Source organism: Cellvibrio sp. GW822-FHT04B05 (assembly GCF_058800985.1).
Genome location: NZ_JBXAMU010000001.1, coordinates 945,657 through 968,253 on the forward strand (window position 1 = coordinate 945,657; position 22,597 = coordinate 968,253).

A 22,597-nucleotide genomic window follows, 5' to 3' on the forward strand; every position below is an offset into this window, starting at 1 on the left:
CACCTACGCATTTTTGTTTGCGGAGTAGAAATGACTAATCCTGATGTGCGTCCTACCGATTTGCCTTCCTGGAAAACCTTGACTGCCCATGCGGCTCAACTGAAATCCCAACATCTCAAAGACTTGTTCGCTGCTGATGACAAACGTTTTGATAAGTTCTCGCTGCAATTATCCAGCCTGCTGTTCGACTACTCCAAAAATTTAATTACCGACGAAACCAAAGCCGGTTTGCTGGCGCTGGCGAAAGAATCCGATGTTGAAAGCTGGCGCGGCAAGATGTTTGCTGCCGAGCACATCAATGCCACTGAAGATCGCGCTGTTATGCACGTTGCCCTGCGCGATAAATCCTCCAGGCCTATTGTTATTGATGGCGCTGATGCGCGTCCGGCGATTAATGCCGAGCTGGAGCGTATGCGTAAACTGAGCGAGAAGTTGCGTTCGGGCGAGTGGATTGGTTTTACCGGTAAAACCATCACCGACATTGTCAGTATTGGTATTGGTGGCTCTAACCTGGGGCCATTGATGGTGTGCGAAGCGCTGAAATCCTACAGCGATAAACGCTTCAATATGCATTTTGTGTCTAATATCGACGGCGCCCAGATCGCTGAAGTATTGGAGGGTTTGAGTCCTGAGACAACCTTGTTTGTTATCTCCTCCAAAACCTTTACCACGCAAGAGACTATGACCAACGCGAGCACCGCTGAGCAGTGGTTTATGGCGGTAGCGGGTGATAAGGCGGCTATTGCCAAGCATTTTGTGGCGGTGTCGACCAACCGTAAGCTGGTGACGGCATTTGGTATCGCGGAAGAAAATATTTTTGATATGTGGGATTGGGTCGGTGGCCGTTTCTCACTCTGGTCAGCAATTGGCCTGCCAATTGTATTGTTCCTTGGTTACGAATTATTTGATGAGTTGCTGCAAGGCGCTTATGAAATGGACCAACATTTCCAAACCGCGCCACTGGCTGAAAATGCCCCGGTGCTGTTGGCGTTGGTAGGTGTTTGGAACCGCAATTTCCTTGGCTATCCCGCTCATGCATTGCTGCCGTACGACCAATGCCTGCACCGTTTTCCTGCTTACATGCAGCAGGCTGAGATGGAAAGTAATGGTAAGTCCGTGAATTGGGCTGGCGAGCAAATCAGTTACGGTAGCGTGCCGCTGGTATGGGGTGAGGTGGGTATCAACGGTCAGCATGCGTTTTACCAAATGCTGCATCAGGGCACCGATATTATCCCTGCTGATTTTATCGGTTCCATTGCTCCGACTGTGGCTGTAGACGGTCATCACGATGCACTGATGGCTAACTTCTTCGCCCAAACCCAGGCGCTGATGTTGGGTATCGATGCGGATCAGGTGCGTCGCGAGTTGTCAGCTAAAGGTATGAGCGCATCGCGCATTGAAGAAATCGTGGAGCACAAGGTGCATCGCGGTAATCGTCCTACCAATACCTTTCTGCTCAATAAGGTGGATGCTCGCTCGCTGGGTGCCTTGATCGCGCTTTATGAGCACAAAATTTTTGTTCAAGGTATCATTTGGCGTATACATTCATTTGATCAATGGGGTGTTGAGCTGGGTAAAGTGCTGGCGGCGGGTATCCAGCCAGAGTTGGATCTGGCCAAAGAAACCAATGCCAAACACGATGCTTCAACCCGGAATTTGATCGATTTCTACAAGCGCGCCAAAACTGTCTAGGTCACCGCTTCTGTAGAGCAGAGAGACAAAAACAAACCAGAGCGCCGGGCGATGCACCCGGCGCGATTGTGCGCAAACCCTGTGTTTGCGATAGATGCAGCCCAAGAGCAATGGTATCCCAATGACTGACGTACTAAGCACAGATCCAAGACTTGTTGAAATTACCGAGCGAATCATTGCTCGCAGCCGTGATACCCGTGCCGCTTATCTTGCACGTGTCAACAAATTCCGCAGTAAAGGGCCTGCTCGTCATCATTTGGGATGCGCCAACCTTGCCCACGGTTTCGCCGCGTGTAATGCCTCGGATAAAGAAGCCTTGGCCGAAGGCCAGGCGCCTAACCTTGGTGTGGTCTCTGCCTACAATGAAATGCTTTCCGCCCACGTTCCCTATGGTGAGTATCTGGAGCCGATCAAGGCTGCCGCCAAAGAAATGGGCATGACTGCGCAAATGGCTGGCGGTGTACCGGCAATGTGCGATGGTGTAACGCAAGGTTTTCCGGGCATGGAATTATCCTTGTTCAGCCGCGATGTGATTGCGATGAGCACAGCGATTGCGCTTTCGCACGATATGTTTGACGGTGCTATCTGCCTGGGTGTGTGCGACAAGATTGTCCCCGGTTTGATGATGGGTGCGTTGTCGTTCGGCCAACTGCCGATTATTTTCATTCCGGCAGGCCCGATGACTCCTGGTTTGCCGAATGCTGAAAAAGCCAAGGCGCGCCAATTATTCGCCGAGGGCAAAGTAGGGCGCAAAGAGCTGTTGGCAGCTGAAAGCGCGTCTTATCACAGTGCAGGTACCTGTACTTTCTACGGTACTGCGAATACCAACCAGATGTTGATGGAGATCATGGGTATTCACTTGCCCGGCAGTACCTTCATCAACCCTTACACGCCAATGCGTGAGGCCCTCACTCGCGCTTCTGTTCACCAATTGGCCCGTATCACCCGCGATGAGCCGGTTGCCCTGGCTGATATCGTGACGGAGAAATCTATCGTTAACGGTATTGTTGGCTTGATGGCGACGGGTGGTTCAACCAACCATGCTATGCACATTGTTGCGATCGCGCGCGCAGCGGGTGTTCAAATTAATTGGCAGGATTTGTCTGACATTTCAGATATAATTCCGTTGATGTGTCGCATTTATCCTAACGGATTGGCTGACGTTAACCGCTTCCAGGCCGTCGGCGGCATGGGCTTCCTGATGCGTGAACTGCGCAATGCCGGTCTGTTGCATGATGACGTAAAAACCGTCATGGGTGGAACCGGATTGGCGGCTTACACTCGAGAGCCTTTCCTGGAAAATGGCGAGGTCGTATGGCGCGAGTCGCCATTGGAAAGTCTGGACGATGCAGTTTTGCGTCCGGTCGCCAAACCCTTTGCGCCGGAAGGTGGCATGCGTCTGCTGAAAGGTAATATTGGTCGCTCGGTGATTAAGATTTCTGCGGTCAAACCGGACCATCGCAAAGTGGTTGCTCCCGCTATAGTGTTCCATAGCCAGGAAGAATTGCAGGTCGCCTTCAAGCGTGGCGATTTGGAAAAAGATTTTATTGCCGTTGTGCGCTTTCAGGGGCCAAAAGCCTGTGGTATGCCGGAGCTGCATAAGCTGACTCCACCGTTAGGTGTGTTGCAGGACCGTGGTTTTAAAGTTGCTTTATTGACCGATGGTCGTATGTCGGGTGCCTCTGGTAAGATTCCTGCTGCGATCCACATGACACCGGAAGCCCTGGACAATGGCCCAATCGGCCTGATCCGCGACGGCGATATGATTGAATTGGATGCTGAATCCGGCACGTTACAACTGCTGGTCAGTGAGGAAGAGCTGAGTGCTCGCCAACCTGCCCAATGTGATTTGTCAGGTGTCCACTATGGTATGGGGCGCGAGTTGTTTGCGCCCCTGCGTGCCACAGTTGGCCTGGCTGAAGAAGGAGCTACTGTATTTAACTGGTAAAATAGCCCGTTAAATCCCGGACCCCGAACCTGTGTTCGGGGTCTTCGTTTTTAAAAAGTAAATCCACTGTCAAGATTCACAAACAGGATTACCCCACATGCTTGAAGCATTTGATTTTGTCATCTTTGGTGGCGCTGGTGATTTGGCCCTGCGCAAGTTGATTCCCGGTCTTTATCGCGCCCATCGCGAAGGTTCATTGCCTGTCGGTTCACGTATTATTCCGACATGCCGTAATACCCAAATGGTTGCCGAATACAAAGACAAGGTGCGTGAAGCCGCTGAAAAGCACCTTAATGCAGACGAATTTGTAACTGCCGATTGGGATGAATTCGCCAAGCGTTTGTTCCCTGTATTCATAGATATCGGTACCAAAGATGAACATTGGGATGCCTTGGCAGAATTGCTCAATAGCGGCGGTAATAGCCAGCGCGTATTCTATCTCTCCACTCCGCCGTCAGTATTCAGTATCTGCTGCAAGCATTTGCATGAGACTGGTTTGATTACTGCTACCTCACGCGTAGTGGTAGAAAAACCATTGGGTTATGACGCTAAAACAGCGGAAGAAATCAACAGCCAGATTGCCGAATATTTCAGAGAAGATGCCATTTTCCGCATCGACCATTACCTTGGTAAAGAGACTGTGCAAAACCTGTTGGCACTGCGTTTTGCCAATGGCATGTTTGAGCATCTGTGGGATGCCAAATCAATCGATCACGTACAAATCAGCATTTCTGAAACCGTAGGCCTTGAAGGTCGCGCCAGTTTCTACGACGGCGCCGGTGCCCTGCGCGATATGGTGCAAAACCATATTCTCCAACTGTTGTGTTTGGTGGCGATGGAATCACCGAACAAAATGACCGCCGAGCGTATCCGTGCAGAAAAATTGAAAGTCCTGGAGAATTTGCGCCCATTGACAGGCAACACCGTTAAGTACAACACCGTGCGCGGCCAATACGTCGCCGGTGAAATGGGCGGCAAACAAGTTCCAGGCTATTTGGATGAGTTGGGCCAGTCGAGTAATACCGAAACTTTCGTCGCTATTCGCGCCTACATTGATAACTCTCGCTGGGCCAACGTGCCGTTCTATTTACGCACCGGTAAGCGTATGAAGCAACGTTTTGCCGAAATCGTTATCCAATACAAAGATGTTGCGCACCGTGTATATCCGGAGTCTGCCGGCGCATCTACGCCGAACCGTCTGATTATCCGCTTGCAACCGGAAGAGAGCATCAAGATCATCATGGTGTCCAAAGATCTGGAGAAGCACGAGACTCACTTGCGTCCGGTAGTGCTCAACCTGAACTTTGCCGATACCTACAAGGATTTCTACTCTGACGCCTACAAGCGTTTGATGCTGGATGCTGCTGCTGGCGACGCCAGTTTGTTTATCCACCGTGCTGAGGTGGATGCAGCATGGGCGTGGATTGATCCGATTATCGAAGCCTGGCAGCGCCCTGAGAACAAGCCGCATGGCTATATGGCGGGTAGTTGGGGTCCACAAGCGTCCGCGCAAATGCTGGCCAGTGACCGTCGCCGTTGGTTCTCTATTGATGAAGTGTTGTCAGGAGCCGATCAGGAATGGTAACCGAGCGTTTATTTGACAGCCGCGCAGACATGATTGCTGCATTGCAAGCGGAATGTGAGACATCATTGCGTGAAGCGATTGAAGATCGTGGTGAAGCGACTTTTATGGTATCCGGTGGCAGCACTCCCGAGCCGCTGTACAAAGCGCTGAGCAATTCTGATCTTGATTGGGAATCTGTTTACGTCGCCTTGGTTGACGAGCGTTGGGTTGATTTTGAACACGACAAAAGCAACGAAGCGTTTACGGTAAAACATTTAATCCAGAATAAGGCCGCAGTCGCTAATTTGGTCGGTATGAAAAATTCCGCCGAAACTGCAGCGGAAGGGCTGGATGATTGCGAAAGTGCCTACCAACAACTGGCACAGCCATTCGATGTGACTATCCTGGGTATGGGTTCTGATGGCCACACCGCATCGTTGTTCCCGCATGCGCAGGGTTTGGATGCAGCGTTGGAACCGGAAGCTGGTTCTCTGTGCGCGGCAATTATTGCCAGGCAAAGTGAAGTGACCGGTGCGATTACCGAGCGCATGACATTGACACTCGCTGGTTTGCTGCGCTCCAGGACGTTGGTATTGCTGATCACCGGCGACGAGAAACTGGCAGTGCTGCGCGCCGCACAAGCGGGTAGCGATGTGAAAGAAATGCCGATCCGCGCTGTATTACAACAGCAAAAAGTGCCTGTTATCGTTTATTGGGCGCCGTGATTTTGTACCGAATTCCGAACTGATCTGCGGTAAGTTTTTCGCAAATTAATTGTCGAACTTTTTTGAACAACGAGGGATATACAGTGGCTTTAACTATCGATCAAATTGTCAGAGTAGCGCCAGTCGTACCCGTTATGGTGGTAGAGCGTATTGAAGATGCTGTGCCATTGGCCAAAGCGCTTTACAACGGTGGCTTGAAAGTATTGGAAATCACCCTGCGTACTCCTTGTGCGTTGGATGCGATTACTGCGATGGTAGAAGCTCTGCCGGATGACGCAGTAATTGGCGCCGGTACTATTATCACTCCAGCTGATTTGGAAAAGGCGGTGAAAGCCGGTTCAACCTTTTTGGTAAGCCCGGGTACAACGCCAGCGTTGATCGAAGCTGCTAAAGCATCACCTGTTCCTTTGTTGGCCGGTGTTGCTACACCAACTGAAGCAATGAATTTGTATGTACAAGGTTTTACCCATCAAAAATTCTTCCCTGCGGAAGCTGCTGGTGGCGTACCTATGTTGAAATCGATTGCTGGTCCTTTGCCGCAAATTACTTTCTGCCCGACTGGTGGAATTGATTTGGCAAAAGCACCGAGCTATTTGGCCCTGCCAAACGTGCATTGCGTTGGCGGTACCTGGATGGCTCCTAAAGAATTAATGAAAGCCGGGCGTTGGGATGAGATTGAGCGTCTGGCCCGTGAAGCAGCCAGCTTGCCGCGCAGTTAGGTAGGGGCGCCGCTTGCTGCGCCCTGGCAATACAACAAGCATCAGAACAGGGCGCAGCAAGCGGCGCCCCTACAGCGAAAAATTATTGAACAGCTTACTTAGGAGAATGTAATGATTAGAGTGGCAATTAACGGTTACGGTCGTATCGGTCGCAATGTACTGCGCGCTTTGTATGAATCAGGCAAGCGCAGCCAAATCCAAATTGTTGGTATTAACGATTTGGGTGATGCCCATCTCAATGCTCACCTTACCAAATACGATTCAGTACATGGCCAATTTAACGGCACCGTTAAATTTGAAGGCGACACCATGTTTGTTAACGGCGATGCGATTCGCATTACCTCTGAGCGCGATCCGGCTAAATTGCCCTGGGGCGAATTGAATGTTGATGTGGTATACGAATGTACCGGCATTTTTACCAGCAAAGAAAAAGCAGGCCTGCACTTGGCAGCTGGTGCCAAGAAAGTCATTATTTCTGCTCCCGGTACTGATGTGGATGCAACCGTGGTATTCGGTGTAAACGACAAAGTATTGAAAGCATCTGACACCATTATCTCCAACGCATCTTGCACCACTAACTGCCTGGCTCCAATCGCCAAAGTGTTGAACGATAACTTCGGTATCGTGCAAGGTTCTATGACCACGATTCACTCATACACCAATGATCAAGTGTTGTCTGACGTGTTCCACAAAGATATTTACCGCGCGCGTTCAGCTACTCAATCAATGATTCCAACCACTACCGGTGCTGCTAAAGCGGTAGGTTTGGTATTGCCGGAATTGAAAGGCAAGATGGATGGTATTTCAGTTCGTGTTCCAACTATCAACGTTTCCCTGGTTGACCTGAATGTATTAGTAGAAAAAGATGTGAGTGTTGAAGCTGTCAATGCGGCGATGAAAAAAGCCGCTGAAACTGAAATGCCGGGTGTTTTGGCATTCGTTGATGAGCCACTGGTTTCTATCGATTTCAACCACAACCCGCACTCTTCAAATTACGACTCATTGCAAACCAAAGTGTATGGCAAGTGGGTAAAAGTATTGGCTTGGTACGACAACGAGTGGGGCTTTTCCAACCGTATGTTGGATAACACCATTGCACTTGTGTCAGCCAAATAAGAGAAGCAGCCATCATGTTAAGACGTACTAAAATCGTCAGTACTTTAGGCCCGGCTTCTGAATCGCCGGAAGTATTGGAAAGATTGATCCTTGCCGGTGTGGATGTCGTTCGTTTGAACTTCTCCCACGGTTCACCGGAAGATCACAAGCGCCGCGCGGAAACTGTGCGCGCGCTTGCGGCCAAGCATAACCGCTTCGTGGCGGTACTCGGCGATCTGCAAGGGCCAAAAATTCGTGTTGCGCGTTTTGCCGAAGGCAAAATTCATCTTAAAGTCGGTGACAAATTTGTGTTGGATGCATCGCTGGAGCGCGATGCGGGTAACCAACAGCAAGTGGGTATCGATTACAAAGAATTGCCAAATGATTGCAAGCCTGGCGATGTGCTTCTGCTGGATGATGGCCGTGTAGTTCTCACCGTCGATAAAATTGAAGGTCCTCGTATCTACACTACTACCAAAGTGGCTGGTCCTTTGTCGAACAACAAAGGTATCAACCGCCAAGGTGGTGGTTTGACTGCACCTGCACTAACTGAAAAAGATATCGCTGATATCAAGACTGCGGCAGAAATCGATGTGGATTATCTTGCCGTGTCTTTCCCTCGCTCTGCTGAGGATATGGATTTCGCGCGCAAGCTAATGGTTGCAGCGGGTGGCCGTGCCGGTTTGGTGTCTAAAGTTGAGCGTGCAGAAGCTGTTGCTGACGATGCTACCCTGGACGGCATTATTCTTGCCAGCGATGCCGTAATGGTTGCGCGTGGTGACTTGGGTGTTGAGATTGGTGATGCAGCATTGATCGGTGTACAGAAACGCATCATTGCGCGTTCACGTGCACTGAATAAAGCGGTAATCACAGCGACCCAAATGATGGAGTCGATGATCAACAGCCCACTGCCAACTCGCGCTGAAGTATTCGACGTTGCTAACGCCGTACTTGATGGAACCGATGCGGTAATGCTCTCGGCAGAAACGGCTGCCGGTAGTTTCCCGGTAGAAACTGTTGAAGCGATGGTGCGTATTATTCTCGGCGCTGAAAAACATCCAACGGCCAGTTTTGATAACTATCGTATGGATCAGGCTTTCAGCAGCGTTGATGAATCGATTGCACTGGCTTCTATGTTTACCGCCAACCATCTCGATGGTGTTAAAGCGATTATCTGCTTTACCGAATCCGGTAGCACACCGCGTTTGATGTCACGTGTGGGTTCGCAATTGCCTATTTTTGCGTTCTCCCGTCATGTGAGCACCCAGCGTAAAGTGGCGATGTACCGCGGTGTACAACCTATCGCATTCGATACCAATAGCGCTCCTTGTGCAGATGATTTCGTCCGCGCGATTGAGATGTTGAAATCGCAAGGTACTTTGGTAAATGGCGACCTCGTAATCGTTTCAAGTGGTGATACCACCCTGTTAGGCGGTACTAACACTATGAAAATCTTGCGTGTCGACGATCAAATTGTCTAAGTGCAGATAATGATAAGAAACGGCAGCTAGTCTGCCGTTTTTTTTGTCCAAAATTTAGCAGGTATATCTGGAGTCACATGTGAAATTACATCAATTTGTCATTGGTATTTTATTTGCGCTGTCGAGCATGGCAGCTACTGCACTTGAATTGAAGGGCGAGTGGCAGCAAGGCGCGGTGATTCTCGGCAAAGTACCGCAAGGAACCCAGGTGGAATATCGCGGTAAAAAGTTGCAGATATCACCTGCGGGTGAATTCGTAATTGGTCTTGGGCGCGATGCAGGGCAACAGGCAAGCCTTACAACAATTGATAGCAATGGCCTGCGCAAAGAACATCGCTTTACGGTTAAGAAACGTAGCTACAACATCCAGAAAGTAACGGGTGTACCACAACAGACAGTCGAGCCGGATCCGGCGCAAGTCGAACGGGCAAAACGCGAAGCGCAAATGTCAGCGGATGCACGCAAAGGCGATTTGCCCCTTACTTTTTTTACACAGAAATTTGAATGGCCGCTAATTGGCCCCATCACTGGCGTATACGGCAGCCAGCGTTTTTACAACGGCGTACCCAATTCACCGCATTATGGAGTTGATATCGCCAAACCTGTTGGTACTTTGGTAAAAGCGCCAGCTGGCGGTGTGGTGACTCTTGTGCATCCCGATATGTTTTTCTCTGGCGGAACATTAATTATCGATCACGGACACGGCCTTTCGTCGACTTTTATTCATTTAAGCGAAGTGCTGGTGAAAAAAGGTGATGCAATAAGCCAAGGGCAAACCATTGCCAAAGTGGGTAAGACAGGGCGCGCCACTGGCCCACATTTGGATTGGCGGATGAACTGGTTTGAGGAGCGTGTCGATCCACAATTGTTAGTTGAACCAATGCCGGCGAAATAAAAATTCGAATGTTTTGTCGATCCTTTTTTCAGAATCATAATGGATTGTTTATGAAACGAGTTTCTTTAGTTGTCGGTGCTTTTGTCGCGGGGATTGTTTTTACCTTGATCGCGATGCAAGGTACTTTTCGCGATTTGCGCTTTGCATTCTCTCCGTCATTAAGTTTTGCAAATGGCGCTACTTATATTGGCGACCTTAATGCCGAAGGGCAGCTCGACGGACAGGGGCGTATGACCTGGACGAATGGAGATGAATACGATGGTGAATTTTTAGCAGGACTGATGCACGGCAAAGGAAAGTTCTCTTCAAAATATTCAGGCAATTACAAAGGTGATTTTGCCCGTGGTTACATGGAAGGGCGCGGCGTATTGGTATATGTGGATGGTGCTCGTTATGAAGGTGAATTTGTAGCAAACCAATTTCAGGGTAAGGGTAAGCTTATTTATCCGGGTGGAAATATTTATGAAGGTGATTTTGAAAATAATAAAATGCACGGCGCTGGAACGTGGGGTTTTGCCGATAAATCTGTATATAGCGGACAACTGGTAGAGGGTGTGATTCAAGGTAAAGGCGAATTGCGGCGGGCTTCAGGTGAAAAATACACCGGCGATTTTGTCGCGGGAAAAATGCATGGCCAAGGTGTGTTTGATGATGGGCGAGGCAATCGCTACAGTGGTGAGTTTCAAACGGATAATTTTACCGGCTCAGGCACTTATACCAGTGAGGATGGATTTACTTATGTCGGTGAATTTAAAAACTGGCAACTAAACGGTAAAGGCGTACAAACAGACGGGAAGGGCAACCAATGGGAAGGTGATTATCAGGATGGCCAGCTTGAAGGTAAGGGAAATTACATTGCAAAAAATGGAGCGCAATATTCCGGTGAATTCAAGTTTGGTCAATATGATGGCAAAGGGAAATTAATCGCCAGTAATGGTGATATCTACGAAGGGGAATTTTCCTACGGCAGAAAACACGGTAAGGGAGTACTGACTTATAAAACGCCTATCGATGGCGTGAGCCGCATTGATGGTCGTTGGCGCTACGATCGCTTGGTGGATGGTGGTGATGCAGTAAAAATTTTCTCACCGGAAGAAGTGGCTGAACACGCACTCTATAAGGAATCCGTTGAGTTGCAACACGCTCTGGATGCGGTGCAAATTTCAGATCCGAAAAAAATAGAATTGTATAGTTTGGTGGTTGCAGGTTACGGTACCGAAGAAGTGTTCCATCGCGAAAGTACATTTATAGAAAATCTTTTTAATACGCAATATGGAAATAGTGCGACCGCAATTTATCTGGCTAATAGCCAGCGCTCGCTGGCAGGGCATCCGTTGGCAACGCGCACCAGTATCAGTGCTGCTGTTGCACGCCTTGCTGAGCAGATGGATAAAGAGCAGGATATTTTTTTCCTCTATATCACCAGTCATGGTTCAAAAAACAAAACAATATCGCTGAATCACAATGGCCTTGCATTGAATGATATAGATGCAAAATGGTTGGGGGATTTGCTCAAAGCAACCGGTATTAAGCACCGGGTAATCGTGTTATCTGCATGTTACTCAGGTGGATTTATCGACGACCTTAAAGACTCGCATAGCCTGGTGATGACTGCCGCGGCAGCGGATAAAACTTCATTTGGCTGTGCGGATGACAGTTTATTCACCTATTTTGGAAAAGCCTATTTCAAGGAATCGCTCAGGCCGGGTGTGGATTTTGAACAGGCTTTTTATGAAGCAAAAGAGCTGGTGGCAGAGTGGGAAAAAGAGCAAAAAATCACCGAATCCAATCCGCAAATTTTTACTAATCCCACCGTCGTTAAGCAGTTGAAACGCTGGCAGGCCGTGCCTTTGGCACCGGTTTCGGGTGATTTAAATCCCTAATTGCACCTATAGCCCCGCCGCTCTAGAGACAGGGCTGCAAAAGGCAGTGTAAGATACCGCCCCCGGTTAACTAAGCACGACCTAAGATCATGATAGATAAAAAGTTACTCAGTATTTTGGTGTGCCCTGTAAGTAAAGGCGAGCTTGAATATCGCCCCGAGCAGCAGGAGCTGGTGTGTTGGGAAAGTGGTTTGGCCTATCCCATCCGCGATGGCATCCCGGTGATGTTGGAACATGAAGCGCGCAAACTCAGCGCCGAAGAGATAGAAGAGCATCACGCCTGACTTACGGCTGTCTTCTTTAAACCTTGCAGAAATTTGAATATTTAGTGGATGCCTTATGAAGAGCGCTGAAATTCGCGACGCCTTTTTGAAGTACTTTGAAAGCAAAGGTCACACGATAGTGGCCAGCAGTTCGTTGGTTCCTGAGAATGATCCTACGTTATTGTTTACCAATGCGGGTATGAACCAATTCAAAGACGTATTTCTCGGCGGCGATAAGCGCTCTTACAATCGTGCAACCAGCTCCCAGCGTTGTGTTCGTGCTGGCGGTAAACATAACGATCTCGAAAATGTTGGCTACACCGCACGTCACCATACCTTCTTTGAAATGTTGGGCAATTTCAGTTTTGGCGATTACTTCAAACAGGATGCAATCAAGTTTGCGTGGGAGTTTTTGACCGCAAAGAACTGGCTGAACATTCCTGCGGAAAAACTGTGGGTAACCGTTTACGCTTCCGATGACGAAGCCTACGGCATCTGGAACAAAGAAGTGGGTGTTCCTGCCGAGCGCATTATCCGCATCGGCGATAACAAGGGCGCTCCCTACGCATCGGACAACTTCTGGGCAATGGGCGATACTGGTCCTTGCGGTCCATGCACCGAAATATTCTACGATCACGGCGCTGATATCTGGGGCGGCCCACCGGGTTCACCGGAAGAGGATGGCGACCGTTACATCGAAATCTGGAACAACGTGTTCATGCAGTTCAATCGCACTGCGGATGGCATTTTGCATCCGCTGCCTGCTCCCTCGGTGGATACCGGAATGGGGCTTGAGCGTATCTCTGCCGTTATGCAGCACGTGCACTCCAACTACGAAATCGATTTGTTTCAACACCTGTTGAATGCGGCTGCTGCGGCGACTGGCACCAGCGATATGGAAAATAAATCCCTGCGTGTCATTGCCGACCATATCCGCTCCTGTTCTTTCCTGATCAGCGATGGCGTCGCGCCATCCAATGAAGGTCGCGGGTATGTGCTGCGCCGTATCATTCGCCGTGCAATTCGTCACGGTAACCAACTCGGTCAGAAGCAACCTTTCTTCCACAAGCTGGCAAAGGCGTTGGCTGAGGTGATGGGTGAGGCTTATCCCGAGTTGTACAAGAACCAGGCGCACATCGAACGCGTATTGCTGCAAGAAGAAGAACAGTTTGAAAAGACGCTCGATAAAGGTATCGCTGTACTTGAAGATGCCCTGGGTAAGCTTTCCGGCACTGAAGTTCCCGGCAAAGTAGTGTTCACCTTGTATGACACCTATGGTTTCCCGGTCGACTTAACCGCTGATATTGCACGCGAGCGCGGCCTGACTATTGATCAGGAAGGCTATGAGGCGGCTATGGCGGAGCAACGCGCTCGTGCCCGCGCAGCCGGCAGCTTCAAGATGGATTACAACGCGGCAGGCCTTGATTTACCCGTCAGCGAGTTTCTGGGTTACAGCTCGTTGGCAGAGCAAGGCAAAGTACTTGCGCTGGTTAAAGATGGCAAAAAAGTTGAGCGTTTGGTTGAGGGCGAAGAGGGTGCTGTGGTTCTGGATCGCACACCCTTCTACGCTGAATCTGGTGGTCAGGCAGGCGATTGCGGATATATTGAACTGGGTGCGAACCGTCTTGAAGTGCGCGATTGCCAGAAGCAGGGCGTGTCCAGCCTTCACGTTGTACGTGTCCTCCAGGGTGCAATCTCTGTTGGTGATACGGTTTCCTCCAAGGTAGACAGCAATGTGCGTCAAGCGACGGCGTTAAATCACTCTGCTACCCACTTGATGCATGCCGCGTTGCGTAAAATTCTGGGCGAACATGTCACTCAAAAAGGCTCGCTGGTTGATTCAGAGCGGTTGCGCTTTGACTTCTCGCATTTTGAAGCGGTTACTGCGGAGCAATTGAAAGCGATCGAAACGCTGGTGAATGATCAGATTCGCGCCAACTCACTGGTCGCTACCGAACTTTGCGATATGAATGCCGCCAAGGCCAAGGGTGCAATGGCTCTCTTTGGCGAAAAATACGGTGATACCGTGCGTGTTCTAACCATGGGGGATGGTTTCTCGGTTGAACTCTGTGGCGGTACCCACGTGAATCGCACTGGCGACATAGGTGTATTCCGTATTACCTCCGAATCCGGAGTGGCTGCAGGTATCCGTCGTATTGAAGCAATTACCGGCGCTAAAGCCCTTGAGCTGTTTGATCGGGTTGAGGAATTGGTGGATACCGCTGGCCGGAGCCTTAAAGCCAATCGCGAATCATTGATTGAAAAACTGGATGCATTGGTTGCGCAGAATCGCAAGTTGGAAAAGGATCTTGCCACGCTTAAAACCAAATTGGCGACCGCAGGTAGTGGTGATGTTCTCTCACAGGCAGTCGATGTTGCAGGTATTAAGGTGTTGGCCTTGAATCTTGAGGGTGCCGATGCCAAATCACTACGAGAGACAGCCGATCAGTTCAAAAATAAACTTGGCTCGGCAGTTGTTCTCCTCGCTGCAATAGAGGGAGATAAAGTGGCATTGATTGCCGGTGTTACACAGGATGTCACTGGCAAAGTAAAAGCCGGTGATTTAATGGGTTATGTTGCCGGCCAACTCGGCGGTAAAGGGGGCGGACGCCCTGATATGGCGCAAGGTGGTGGTACCAATGTGGCGGGACTGGCTGCTGCTTTAGCATCAGTTGTACCATGGGTTAAATCCCAACTCGGTCAATAGCTGTACAGAAAGGTAAAGGAAGTGTGATTAATCCGCTTTTAATCATCCATTTGGGTTAACTTTTGTCGTAATCTGGTGTTTAATTGGCGCCTTTTTGTGATCTGGTTAGTAAGTAATAGCAATCGTCAATTGATAAAGGATAGGCTGTAATGAGCTTATTGGTTCAGAAATACGGTGGCACCTCGGTAGGTTCCATTGAACGCATTGAGCAAGTGGCCGACAAGGTGGCCGGTTTCCGTGCACAGGGTCACGATATGGTCGTGGTACTCTCCGCAATGAGCGGTGAGACTAATCGCCTGATTGGTTTGGCTCAGCAAATTCAGGATACCCCTGATTCACGTGAGCTGGATGTATTGGTATCCACTGGCGAGCAAGTAACTATTGCTCTGCTGAGCATGGCATTGAAAAAGCGCGGTGTGGATGCCCGCTCTTATACCGGCGGCCAAGTGCGTATTCTTACGGATAACGCCCATACCAAAGCGCGCATTCAGTCTATTGACGAAGAAAATATGCGCGCTGATCTCAAGGCTGGTCGTGTCGTTGTTGTCGCTGGCTTTCAGGGTGTAGATGAGCATGGCAACATTACAACACTCGGTCGTGGTGGTTCGGATACTACCGGTGTAGCACTTGCTGCTGCGTTAAAGGCTGACGAATGCCAGATTTATACCGATGTAGATGGCGTATATACCACCGATCCACGTGTTTGTGAGCGTGCGCGTCGCCTGGAAAAGATTACCTTTGAAGAAATGCTGGAAATGGCCAGCCAGGGTTCCAAAGTCCTGCAAATTCGCTCTGTAGAATTTGCAGGCAAATACAAGGTGCCTCTGCGTGTTTTGCACAGTTTCAAAGAAGGCCCTGGAACTCTTATTACCCTCGATGAGGAAGATTCAACTATGGAACAACCTATTGTTTCCGGTATTGCATTTAATCGCGATGAAGCCAAAGTCACTGTTGCCGGTGTACCTGACACTCCTGGTGTAGCAGCTAAAATTCTTGCCCCTATTGGCGCAGCCAATATCGAGGTTGATGTTATTGTCCAAAACGTATCTGCCGATGGCACTACTGACCTGACATTTACTGTGCATAAAAATGATATGAGCAAAGCAGTTGCTGTGCTGGAAGGGGTTGCCAAAGAAATTGGTGCGCGCGAAGTGCGTAGTGATGATAAGGTTGCGAAGGTGTCCATCGTGGGTGTTGGTATGCGCTCCCATGCGGGTGTTGCATCAAGCATGTTTACTGCGCTGGCAGAAGATCGTATTAACATTCAAATGATCACCACGTCTGAAATTAAAATTTCGGTGATCATTGATGAGCGTTACTTGGAGTTGGCTGTGCGCAGTTTGCACACCGCTTTTGGTTTGGATGCCGAACCGTCAGAAGGCCGTGTGAGGGGCTAGGTCTTCTATTGAAGATGGTTTAGTTAAGGTGTTTGAGTTGTATTGCTGTTTACCTAAAAAATAAACAGAAAAATGTTGGGGGTTTCTTCCCTTTCGCAAAAAGTAGACGATACTTAAATCCAGGCATTCGGTTGTCAGGACGCGACAGGGGGTATTCGGGGGTCGATGGTGGCAAGGGGTGTCTAAGTCGTACTCTTACAGGATGAGTGAAGGAGATTAAAGATGTTAATTTTAACTCGCCGTATTGGCGAAACCTTGATGGTTGGTGACGAGGTTACCGTTACCGTATTAGGTGTTAAAGGCAACCAGGTTCGTATTGGTGTCAATGCTCCTAAAGATATTGCTGTGCATCGCGAAGAGATTTATCAGCGTATTCAGCGCGAAAAGCAAAATCAGGAAGAGCAAGACAGTTAATTTATTTAATTGTTTTGTTGTTCGGCGCTTTTCAACTACGCGGCGGTATGAGTGATCATCCGCCGCGTAGGCGTTTTTATAAATGTACTTTTTTAAATATTTCCCTAATTGGATGTAAATTATCCAGACTCGAAATATTCGTTATTTTGTTGTGGAAATATCTCTTCAAGACTTTGATTTTTAGCGAATTATGGTATTATGCCGCACCTGCTGAAACGGAGCTTATCCCGCGTCAGTAGACGTGGAGAAGTGGCCGAGTGGCCGAAGGCACTCCCCTGCTAAGGGAGCATACCTCAAAAGGGTATCGGGGGTTCGACTCCCCCCTTCTCCGCCATTGAATTCAAACAAAAAGCCCAATCGAAAGATTGGGCTTTTTTTCTGCTGATTAAAAATTTATTTGCGTAGGTTGGCGCTGAGCGCAGCGATGCCCAACGCGATCTGCTCCAAAACGACAATATTCAAATAAAAAAGCCGATGTTTTTGTATCGGCTTTTTTATTGGGCGTATGAAATTTATTTTACAGCGCGCTGATCTTTTGAATCTGCTCGCGCAATTTTTCCACCGCAATTTTATTTTCCGCAACACGATTGCGCTCATTCGCAACAACTTCCGCTGGCGCCTTTTCGACAAACGCCGCATTGCCCAGTTTTGCTTCTGTGCGCCCAATATCCTGAACTAATTTATTGCTTTCTTTGGTCAAGCGAGCGATCTCGGCATCCTTATCAATCAGCCCAGCCATAGGCACTAAAATTTCCATTTGGCCCACCAGGGCGGTGGCAGACATAGGTTCTGCATCGCCTGCATTCAGCCAGGTAACGCTTTCCAGGGACGCTAATTTTTTCAGGAACTGTTGATTGTTAGTCAAGCGCTGCTGGTCGTCGCCGGTGCCATTTTTAAAGAGCACTGGCAAATCTTTAGCGGGAGAAATATTCATTTCGCCACGAATGTTACGCACACCCAAAACAACAGCTTGCAACCACTCAACATCATTCAATGCCTGTTGATCGATTTTGCTGTCATCTGCTTGTGGATAACGGGCATGCATAATCGTTTCGCCGGTCGCACCTGAGAGCGGCTTGATTATTTGCCAGATTTCCTCAGTGATAAATGGCATCAGTGGATGCACCAAACGCAAAATGGTTTCCAGTACTCGCACCAATGTGCGGCGAGTCCCTTTCTTTTGTGCTGCTGTTGCATCGGCATTAAACAAAACAGCTTTGGTTGCTTCCAAGTACCAACTGCAGTATTCATCCCACACAAAGGAATAGATCGCTTGTGAAGCCAAATCCAAACGATAGTTATCCAGGTTTTCTGTCACCGTTTTTTCAGCAATTTGCAATTTGCTGATGATCCAGCGATCGCCCAGCGATAATTCGTAATCACTTATACTTCCCTGCGCATCGTCTTGTCCGCAATCCTGATTTTCACATTGCATCAATGTGAAACGCATAGCATTCCAGATTTTATTGCAGAAGTTGCGATAGCCTTCTACGCGGCCCATATCGAATTTGATATCGCGGCCAGTGGATGCGAGTGAGCAGAAAGTAAAGCGCAATGCATCTGTTCCGTAGGCTTGGATTCCCTCCGGAAATTCTTTGCGGGTCTGCTTTTCAATTTTGCCGGCATCTTTCGGATTCATTAAACCGGTAGTGCGCTTTTGCACGAGGGTTTCCAAATCAATGCCGTCAATAATATCGAGTGGATCGAGCACATTACCTTTGGATTTCGACATTTTCTGGCCTTGGCCATCACGCACCAAACCATGTACATATACGGTTTTGAACGGAATTTGCGGTGTGCCATCGTCATGCTTCACCAAATGCATGGTGAGCATAATCATGCGCGCAACCCAGAAGAAAATAATATCGAAACCGGTCACTAACAAATCAGTCGGGTGGAATTTTTTCAGGAATTCCGTTTGCTCTGGCCAACCGAGTGTTGAGAATGTCCACAAACCGGAGCTGAACCAGGTATCCAATACATCTTCATCCTGATCCAGTTTCACATCAGCACCAAGATTATATTTGCTGCGCACTTCGGTTTCGTTACGACCGACATACACTTTGCCGCTTGCGTCATACCATGCGGGAATACGGTGTCCCCACCACAATTGACGGCTGATACACCAATCCTGAATATCGCGCATCCAGGAGAAATACATGTTTTCGTATTGTTTTGGTACGAACTGGATACGGCCGTCTTCAACTGCTGCGATTGCCGGTTCCGCTAATGGTTTGGTGCTCACGTACCATTGGTCGGTCAACCAGGGTTCGATCACCACGCCGGAGCGATCACCACGCGGTACTTTCAAACCATGGTCGTCAATTTTTTCCAGCAATTCAGCCGCTTCAAATGCAGCGACAATTTGCTTGCGTGCTTCATAGCGATCAAGCCCCGCGTATTGAGCGGGCAGGGTGCCATCGAGTTGCGTATTGAGGCTGCCATCCACATTAAAAATTTGTGCAACGCCTAAAATTGCCGCGTTTTTATCGAGCACATTAATCAGTGGCAAGTTGTGGCGCTTGCCTACTTCGTAGTCGTTGAAATCGTGTGCCGGGGTGATTTTTACGCAGCCGGTGCCAAACTCGCGGTCAACGTAATCATCAGCAACGATCGGAATCAAACGGTTTACTAATGGCAGCAGAACAAATTTACCGATAAGCGATTTGTAACGCTCATCTTCAGGATGAACCGCTACAGCACTATCGCCCAGCATGGTTTCAGGGCGAGTGGTTGCAACGACCAGATAATTCTTGCCGTCAGCGGTGGTGGCGCCATCGGCTAATGGATAACGCAGATTCCACAATGAACCTTTTTCATCGTGGTTTTCTACTTCCAGGTCAGAAATAGCGGTGTGCAGTTTTGGATCCCAATTCACCAGGCGTTTGCCGCGATAAATCAAGCCATCATCGAACAAACGAACGAAAGCTTCCTGCACTGCAGTTGATAAACCGTCATCCATGGTGAAGCGTTCGCGGCTCCAATCTACGGATGAACCCAGGCGGCGAATTTGACGAGTAATCGTACCGCCGGATTGCTCTTTCCACTCCCAGACTTTTTCGAGGAATTTTTCGCGACCGAGATCATGACGGCTTACGCCTTGTGCAGCCAATTGACGCTCAACCACCATCTGGGTGGCGATACCGGCATGGTCGGTACCCACTTGCCACAACGTATCGTCGCCTTGCATGCGGCGATAACGAATCATGGTGTCCATCACCGCATTGTTGAAACCATGTCCCATATGCAGGCTGCCAGTGACATTCGGTGGCGGAATCATCATGCAGTAAGGGGTTCCGTTTCCGGCAGGCTTGAAATAGCCTTTTTCTTCCCAGGTTTGGTACCACTGGCGTTCGATAGCATGGGGTTCGTAGGTTTTTTCCATAGCAATAACAGGCTCTTGCGGATGCCGCTGCGCGGCTGATCAATAGGCGAAAAATCAGGCTGGCGATTATACAGTCTGGCGCTGGTATGGCCTAGTCGAACCTCTGTTAGGTTAGAATAATCCCTTTCAATTTCTCAATAATCTCGGATTGCTTATGACCGGCTCGGCGAGTAAAAATTTTCCTATAGATGCAGTGATAACCTGGGTCGATGGTGCTGACCCCGAGCACGCTAAAAAACTAAATGCCTACCTTGCAACCCTTGGTGATGTGCGGCCACGTGCGGCTAATCCAATTCGGTTCCATCATTCGGGAGAGTTGGATTATTGCGTGACCTCTTTGCTGTGCTTTGCTCCCTGGATACGCACTATTTACATAGTTACAGATAATCAGACACCAGCAATTGTTAATCGCTTGCAAGGAACGGAATATGAGGGGCGTGTTATTGTTGTTGATCATCATGTGATTTTTGCAGGGTTTGAGCAATATCTTCCTACTTTTAATAGTAGTTCTATCCTTGCTGTGCTTTGGAGGATTCCGGATTTAGCAGAGCATTTCATTTTCTTAAATGATGATTTCGCGTTAATTCAGCCAGTAAAACCGGAGGATTTTTTTCGTGAGAATAAGGTTGTATTGCGCGGAAGTTGGCGAACTTTTGTTGAGTCGGGGTGGCGAAAACGAGCTCGACGCTGGTTCAAAGAAATGGTAATGAGAAATAAACCAAGTGAGCAGCGTGCTGGTTATCTTGCCGGACAGGAGCTAAGTGCAACTGCAGTTGGATTTGAAAAAAAATACTTTCAAATTCCGCATAACCCCCATGCTTGGCGGGTTTCAACATTTAAAAAATTCTTTGAAGATAATCCGGCGCTGTTGGAGTTTAGCGTTTGTTTCCGTTTGCGCTCACCTGAGCAGTTCATTGTTGAAGGGCTTGCAGCTCATCTAGAGTTAAAGGCTGGTCATGCTGTTGTCGATAATCAATTAACAACATTGCAACTAAAGCCTGCAGATCAGGCATTGATCCGTATTAAAAGCAAAATAGATGCTGCCGATAAAGATATTCGTACTGCATTTATTTGCATCCAAAGTATAGAAAAGGCGCCCGAGAGCACCCAATCATTTATATTTTCTTGGCTGGATAAAAGAATCGGAAGTGTTTAATACTATTTGGAGGTTAATATTAACACTGGTTTTGGCATTTTTAGTTTCAAATTTTATTGGGCATATTTACCGTAAATTTTTTCCAATTCTATAGCGCAGTTTTTTAATTGAAATTTTGATTCAATTAGCTTCATTTGATTATCAATGATGTTGGTGTGTGATTCGGGAGATTTGAGTACGTCGATAAGTATATAGGCAAGAGCTTTGCTATCTTTTTCAGGAAAGGTAAAACAAGTTTCTTTGTCAATTAAATTATCATTCACACCACCGGACGACGAGCTTACAACAAATACTCCACTCGCTTGAGCCTCAAGGATGGAAATCGGTAATCCTTCTGCATCACCACTTTTTGCGGTTATGCTGGGAAGGCAAAATATCTTACAGCTATCGATTTGTTCCTTAACTTGATCGCTGGTTAATGCGCCAGTAAAAATTACATCATTCAATCCCAGTTCTTGCACCTGGTTACGTAACTGCTCCTCCATCTTGCCTTTACCAACGATTACCAGTTCGGCATCCGGGATTTGCTTTTTGACTGCAGCAAATGCTTCGATAAGATAAGGCGATCCTTTTTTCTCAACCAATCGACCAACATACAGGATGCGGTTTTTACGCTCTAAAATGGAAGTTGGTCCCGGAGTAAAATCCTCAGAGTTTACTCCTATGTAGCTTAGTGTGATTTTATCAGCGGGAATCCCGAATTTAATGGCGCGCTCTTTAATTGCACTTGATACGGCAAGGAAATGAACTTTAGGCTCTTTGGCTAGTTGCAATAATTGCTCTGGGTAATTGCGCTTTCTGCGGCCGCGTTTGCCTGACTCCCACCATGCTCTGTAAATACTAATGTCAAAGCCATGTAATGTTACCAGCATGGGTAAATTTAATGTTTTTGCATAAGGCCATATATCGATTGCCGAAGTGCCAAAGTGCGCATGAACTAAATTGGCATTGAGATTTTTTAATGTATTAATGCCAATCGGATCGGCTTTATTGAGCCAGCGATAGATTATATAAAGTGCACGACGTGGAAACGATGTGTTTGAAGGGGGTAACAGTTGCGAATCCAGCATGGAAAAATCTAGGCTATGACGGAGATATTTATGCCCAACAAGTATTGGCTTCCATGATTTTAGAGCGAGAGCTTGTTGTTTGATAAATGTTTCAGAATAGGAAAGTAATCCATCTTGATAAATGATTACTTTTAATTTTTCATTGAAACTATTTTTCATATATTCATTTATCAGGAATTTAATATGAGGATAGTAAGCTATCC

16 protein-coding genes and 1 tRNA gene are annotated in these 22,597 nt (G+C 48.2%); 15 read left to right on the top strand and 2 right to left on the bottom strand.

Annotated elements, in window-relative coordinates:
* Positions 1-30: 30 nt before the first annotated feature.
* The 14 genes from pgi to AC1RJL_RS03910 all read left to right on the top strand — a co-directional run bounded on the left by pgi (position 31) and on the right by AC1RJL_RS03910 (position 17,117).
* Complete coding sequence (gene pgi, locus AC1RJL_RS03845; RefSeq protein ID WP_492911423.1) at positions 31-1,692, top strand: glucose-6-phosphate isomerase; 1,662 nt, start codon at positions 31-33, stop codon at positions 1,690-1,692.
* A 121-nt stretch (positions 1,693-1,813) separates the two neighbouring features.
* Positions 1,814-3,640, top strand: a complete 1,827-nt coding sequence (gene edd / locus AC1RJL_RS03850) for a phosphogluconate dehydratase (RefSeq protein WP_492911424.1) — start codon at positions 1,814-1,816, stop codon at positions 3,638-3,640.
* 97 nt (positions 3,641-3,737) lie between these two features.
* Complete coding sequence (gene zwf / locus AC1RJL_RS03855; protein ID WP_492911425.1) at positions 3,738-5,225, top strand: glucose-6-phosphate dehydrogenase; 1,488 nt, start codon at positions 3,738-3,740, stop codon at positions 5,223-5,225.
* Positions 5,219-5,929 carry a 6-phosphogluconolactonase gene (gene pgl, locus AC1RJL_RS03860; RefSeq protein ID WP_492911426.1) on the top strand — a complete coding sequence of 237 codons (711 nt, stop codon included), beginning with the start codon at positions 5,219-5,221 and terminating at the stop codon, positions 5,927-5,929. Before zwf ends, pgl begins: the two co-directional genes overlap by 7 nt.
* An 83-nt stretch (positions 5,930-6,012) precedes the next feature.
* The gene (gene eda, locus AC1RJL_RS03865; protein WP_492911427.1) at positions 6,013-6,648 is read left to right on the top strand and encodes a bifunctional 4-hydroxy-2-oxoglutarate aldolase/2-dehydro-3-deoxy-phosphogluconate aldolase; all 636 of its coding nucleotides are present in this window, start codon (positions 6,013-6,015) and stop codon (positions 6,646-6,648) included.
* Positions 6,649-6,759: 111 nt separating this feature from the next.
* Positions 6,760-7,764 (top strand): type I glyceraldehyde-3-phosphate dehydrogenase, encoded by a 1,005-nt coding sequence (gap, locus tag AC1RJL_RS03870; RefSeq protein WP_492911428.1) that lies wholly within the window; start codon positions 6,760-6,762, stop codon positions 7,762-7,764.
* Between the two features lie 14 nt (positions 7,765-7,778).
* On the top strand, positions 7,779-9,224 hold the full coding sequence (gene pyk / locus AC1RJL_RS03875) for a pyruvate kinase (protein WP_492911429.1): 1,446 nt from the start codon (positions 7,779-7,781) through the stop codon (positions 9,222-9,224).
* Positions 9,225-9,303: 79 nt separating this feature from the next.
* The gene (locus AC1RJL_RS03880) at positions 9,304-10,119 is read left to right on the top strand and encodes a M23 family metallopeptidase (protein ID WP_492911430.1); all 816 of its coding nucleotides are present in this window, start codon (positions 9,304-9,306) and stop codon (positions 10,117-10,119) included.
* Positions 10,120-10,169: 50 nt separating this feature from the next.
* Positions 10,170-12,002 carry a C13 family peptidase gene (locus AC1RJL_RS03885; protein WP_492911431.1) on the top strand — a complete coding sequence of 611 codons (1,833 nt, stop codon included), beginning with the start codon at positions 10,170-10,172 and terminating at the stop codon, positions 12,000-12,002.
* Positions 12,003-12,091: 89 nt separating this feature from the next.
* Positions 12,092-12,286, top strand: a complete 195-nt coding sequence (locus AC1RJL_RS03890) for a Trm112 family protein (protein WP_435783595.1) — start codon at positions 12,092-12,094, stop codon at positions 12,284-12,286.
* A 55-nt stretch (positions 12,287-12,341) separates the two neighbouring features.
* Complete coding sequence (gene alaS, locus AC1RJL_RS03895; protein ID WP_492911432.1) at positions 12,342-14,972, top strand: alanine--tRNA ligase; 2,631 nt, start codon at positions 12,342-12,344, stop codon at positions 14,970-14,972.
* Positions 14,973-15,121: 149 nt separating this feature from the next.
* Positions 15,122-16,369, top strand: coding sequence for an aspartate kinase (locus tag AC1RJL_RS03900; RefSeq protein ID WP_492911433.1), 1,248 nt, complete (start codon positions 15,122-15,124; stop codon positions 16,367-16,369).
* 222 nt (positions 16,370-16,591) lie between these two features.
* The gene (gene csrA, locus AC1RJL_RS03905; RefSeq protein WP_062060719.1) at positions 16,592-16,783 is read left to right on the top strand and encodes a carbon storage regulator CsrA; all 192 of its coding nucleotides are present in this window, start codon (positions 16,592-16,594) and stop codon (positions 16,781-16,783) included.
* Between the two features lie 243 nt (positions 16,784-17,026).
* A tRNA-Ser gene (locus AC1RJL_RS03910) sits at positions 17,027-17,117 on the top strand.
* Positions 17,118-17,300: 183 nt separating this feature from the next.
* Here the strand turns inward: AC1RJL_RS03910 and AC1RJL_RS03915 are convergent.
* Positions 17,301-20,168 (bottom strand): valine--tRNA ligase, encoded by a 2,868-nt coding sequence (locus AC1RJL_RS03915; protein WP_492911434.1) that lies wholly within the window; start codon positions 20,166-20,168, stop codon positions 17,301-17,303.
* A gap of 154 nt (positions 20,169-20,322) precedes the next feature.
* Here AC1RJL_RS03915 and AC1RJL_RS03920 point away from each other — a divergent pair, with 154 nt between their 5' ends.
* Positions 20,323-21,324 (top strand): stealth family protein, encoded by a 1,002-nt coding sequence (locus AC1RJL_RS03920; protein WP_492911435.1) that lies wholly within the window; start codon positions 20,323-20,325, stop codon positions 21,322-21,324.
* Positions 21,325-21,377: 53 nt separating this feature from the next.
* On the opposite strand, the gene AC1RJL_RS03925 is transcribed toward AC1RJL_RS03920, so the two are convergent.
* The gene (locus tag AC1RJL_RS03925; protein ID WP_492911436.1) at positions 21,378-22,553 is read right to left on the bottom strand and encodes a glycosyltransferase; all 1,176 of its coding nucleotides are present in this window, start codon (positions 22,551-22,553) and stop codon (positions 21,378-21,380) included.
* Positions 22,554-22,597 lie beyond the last annotated feature (44 nt).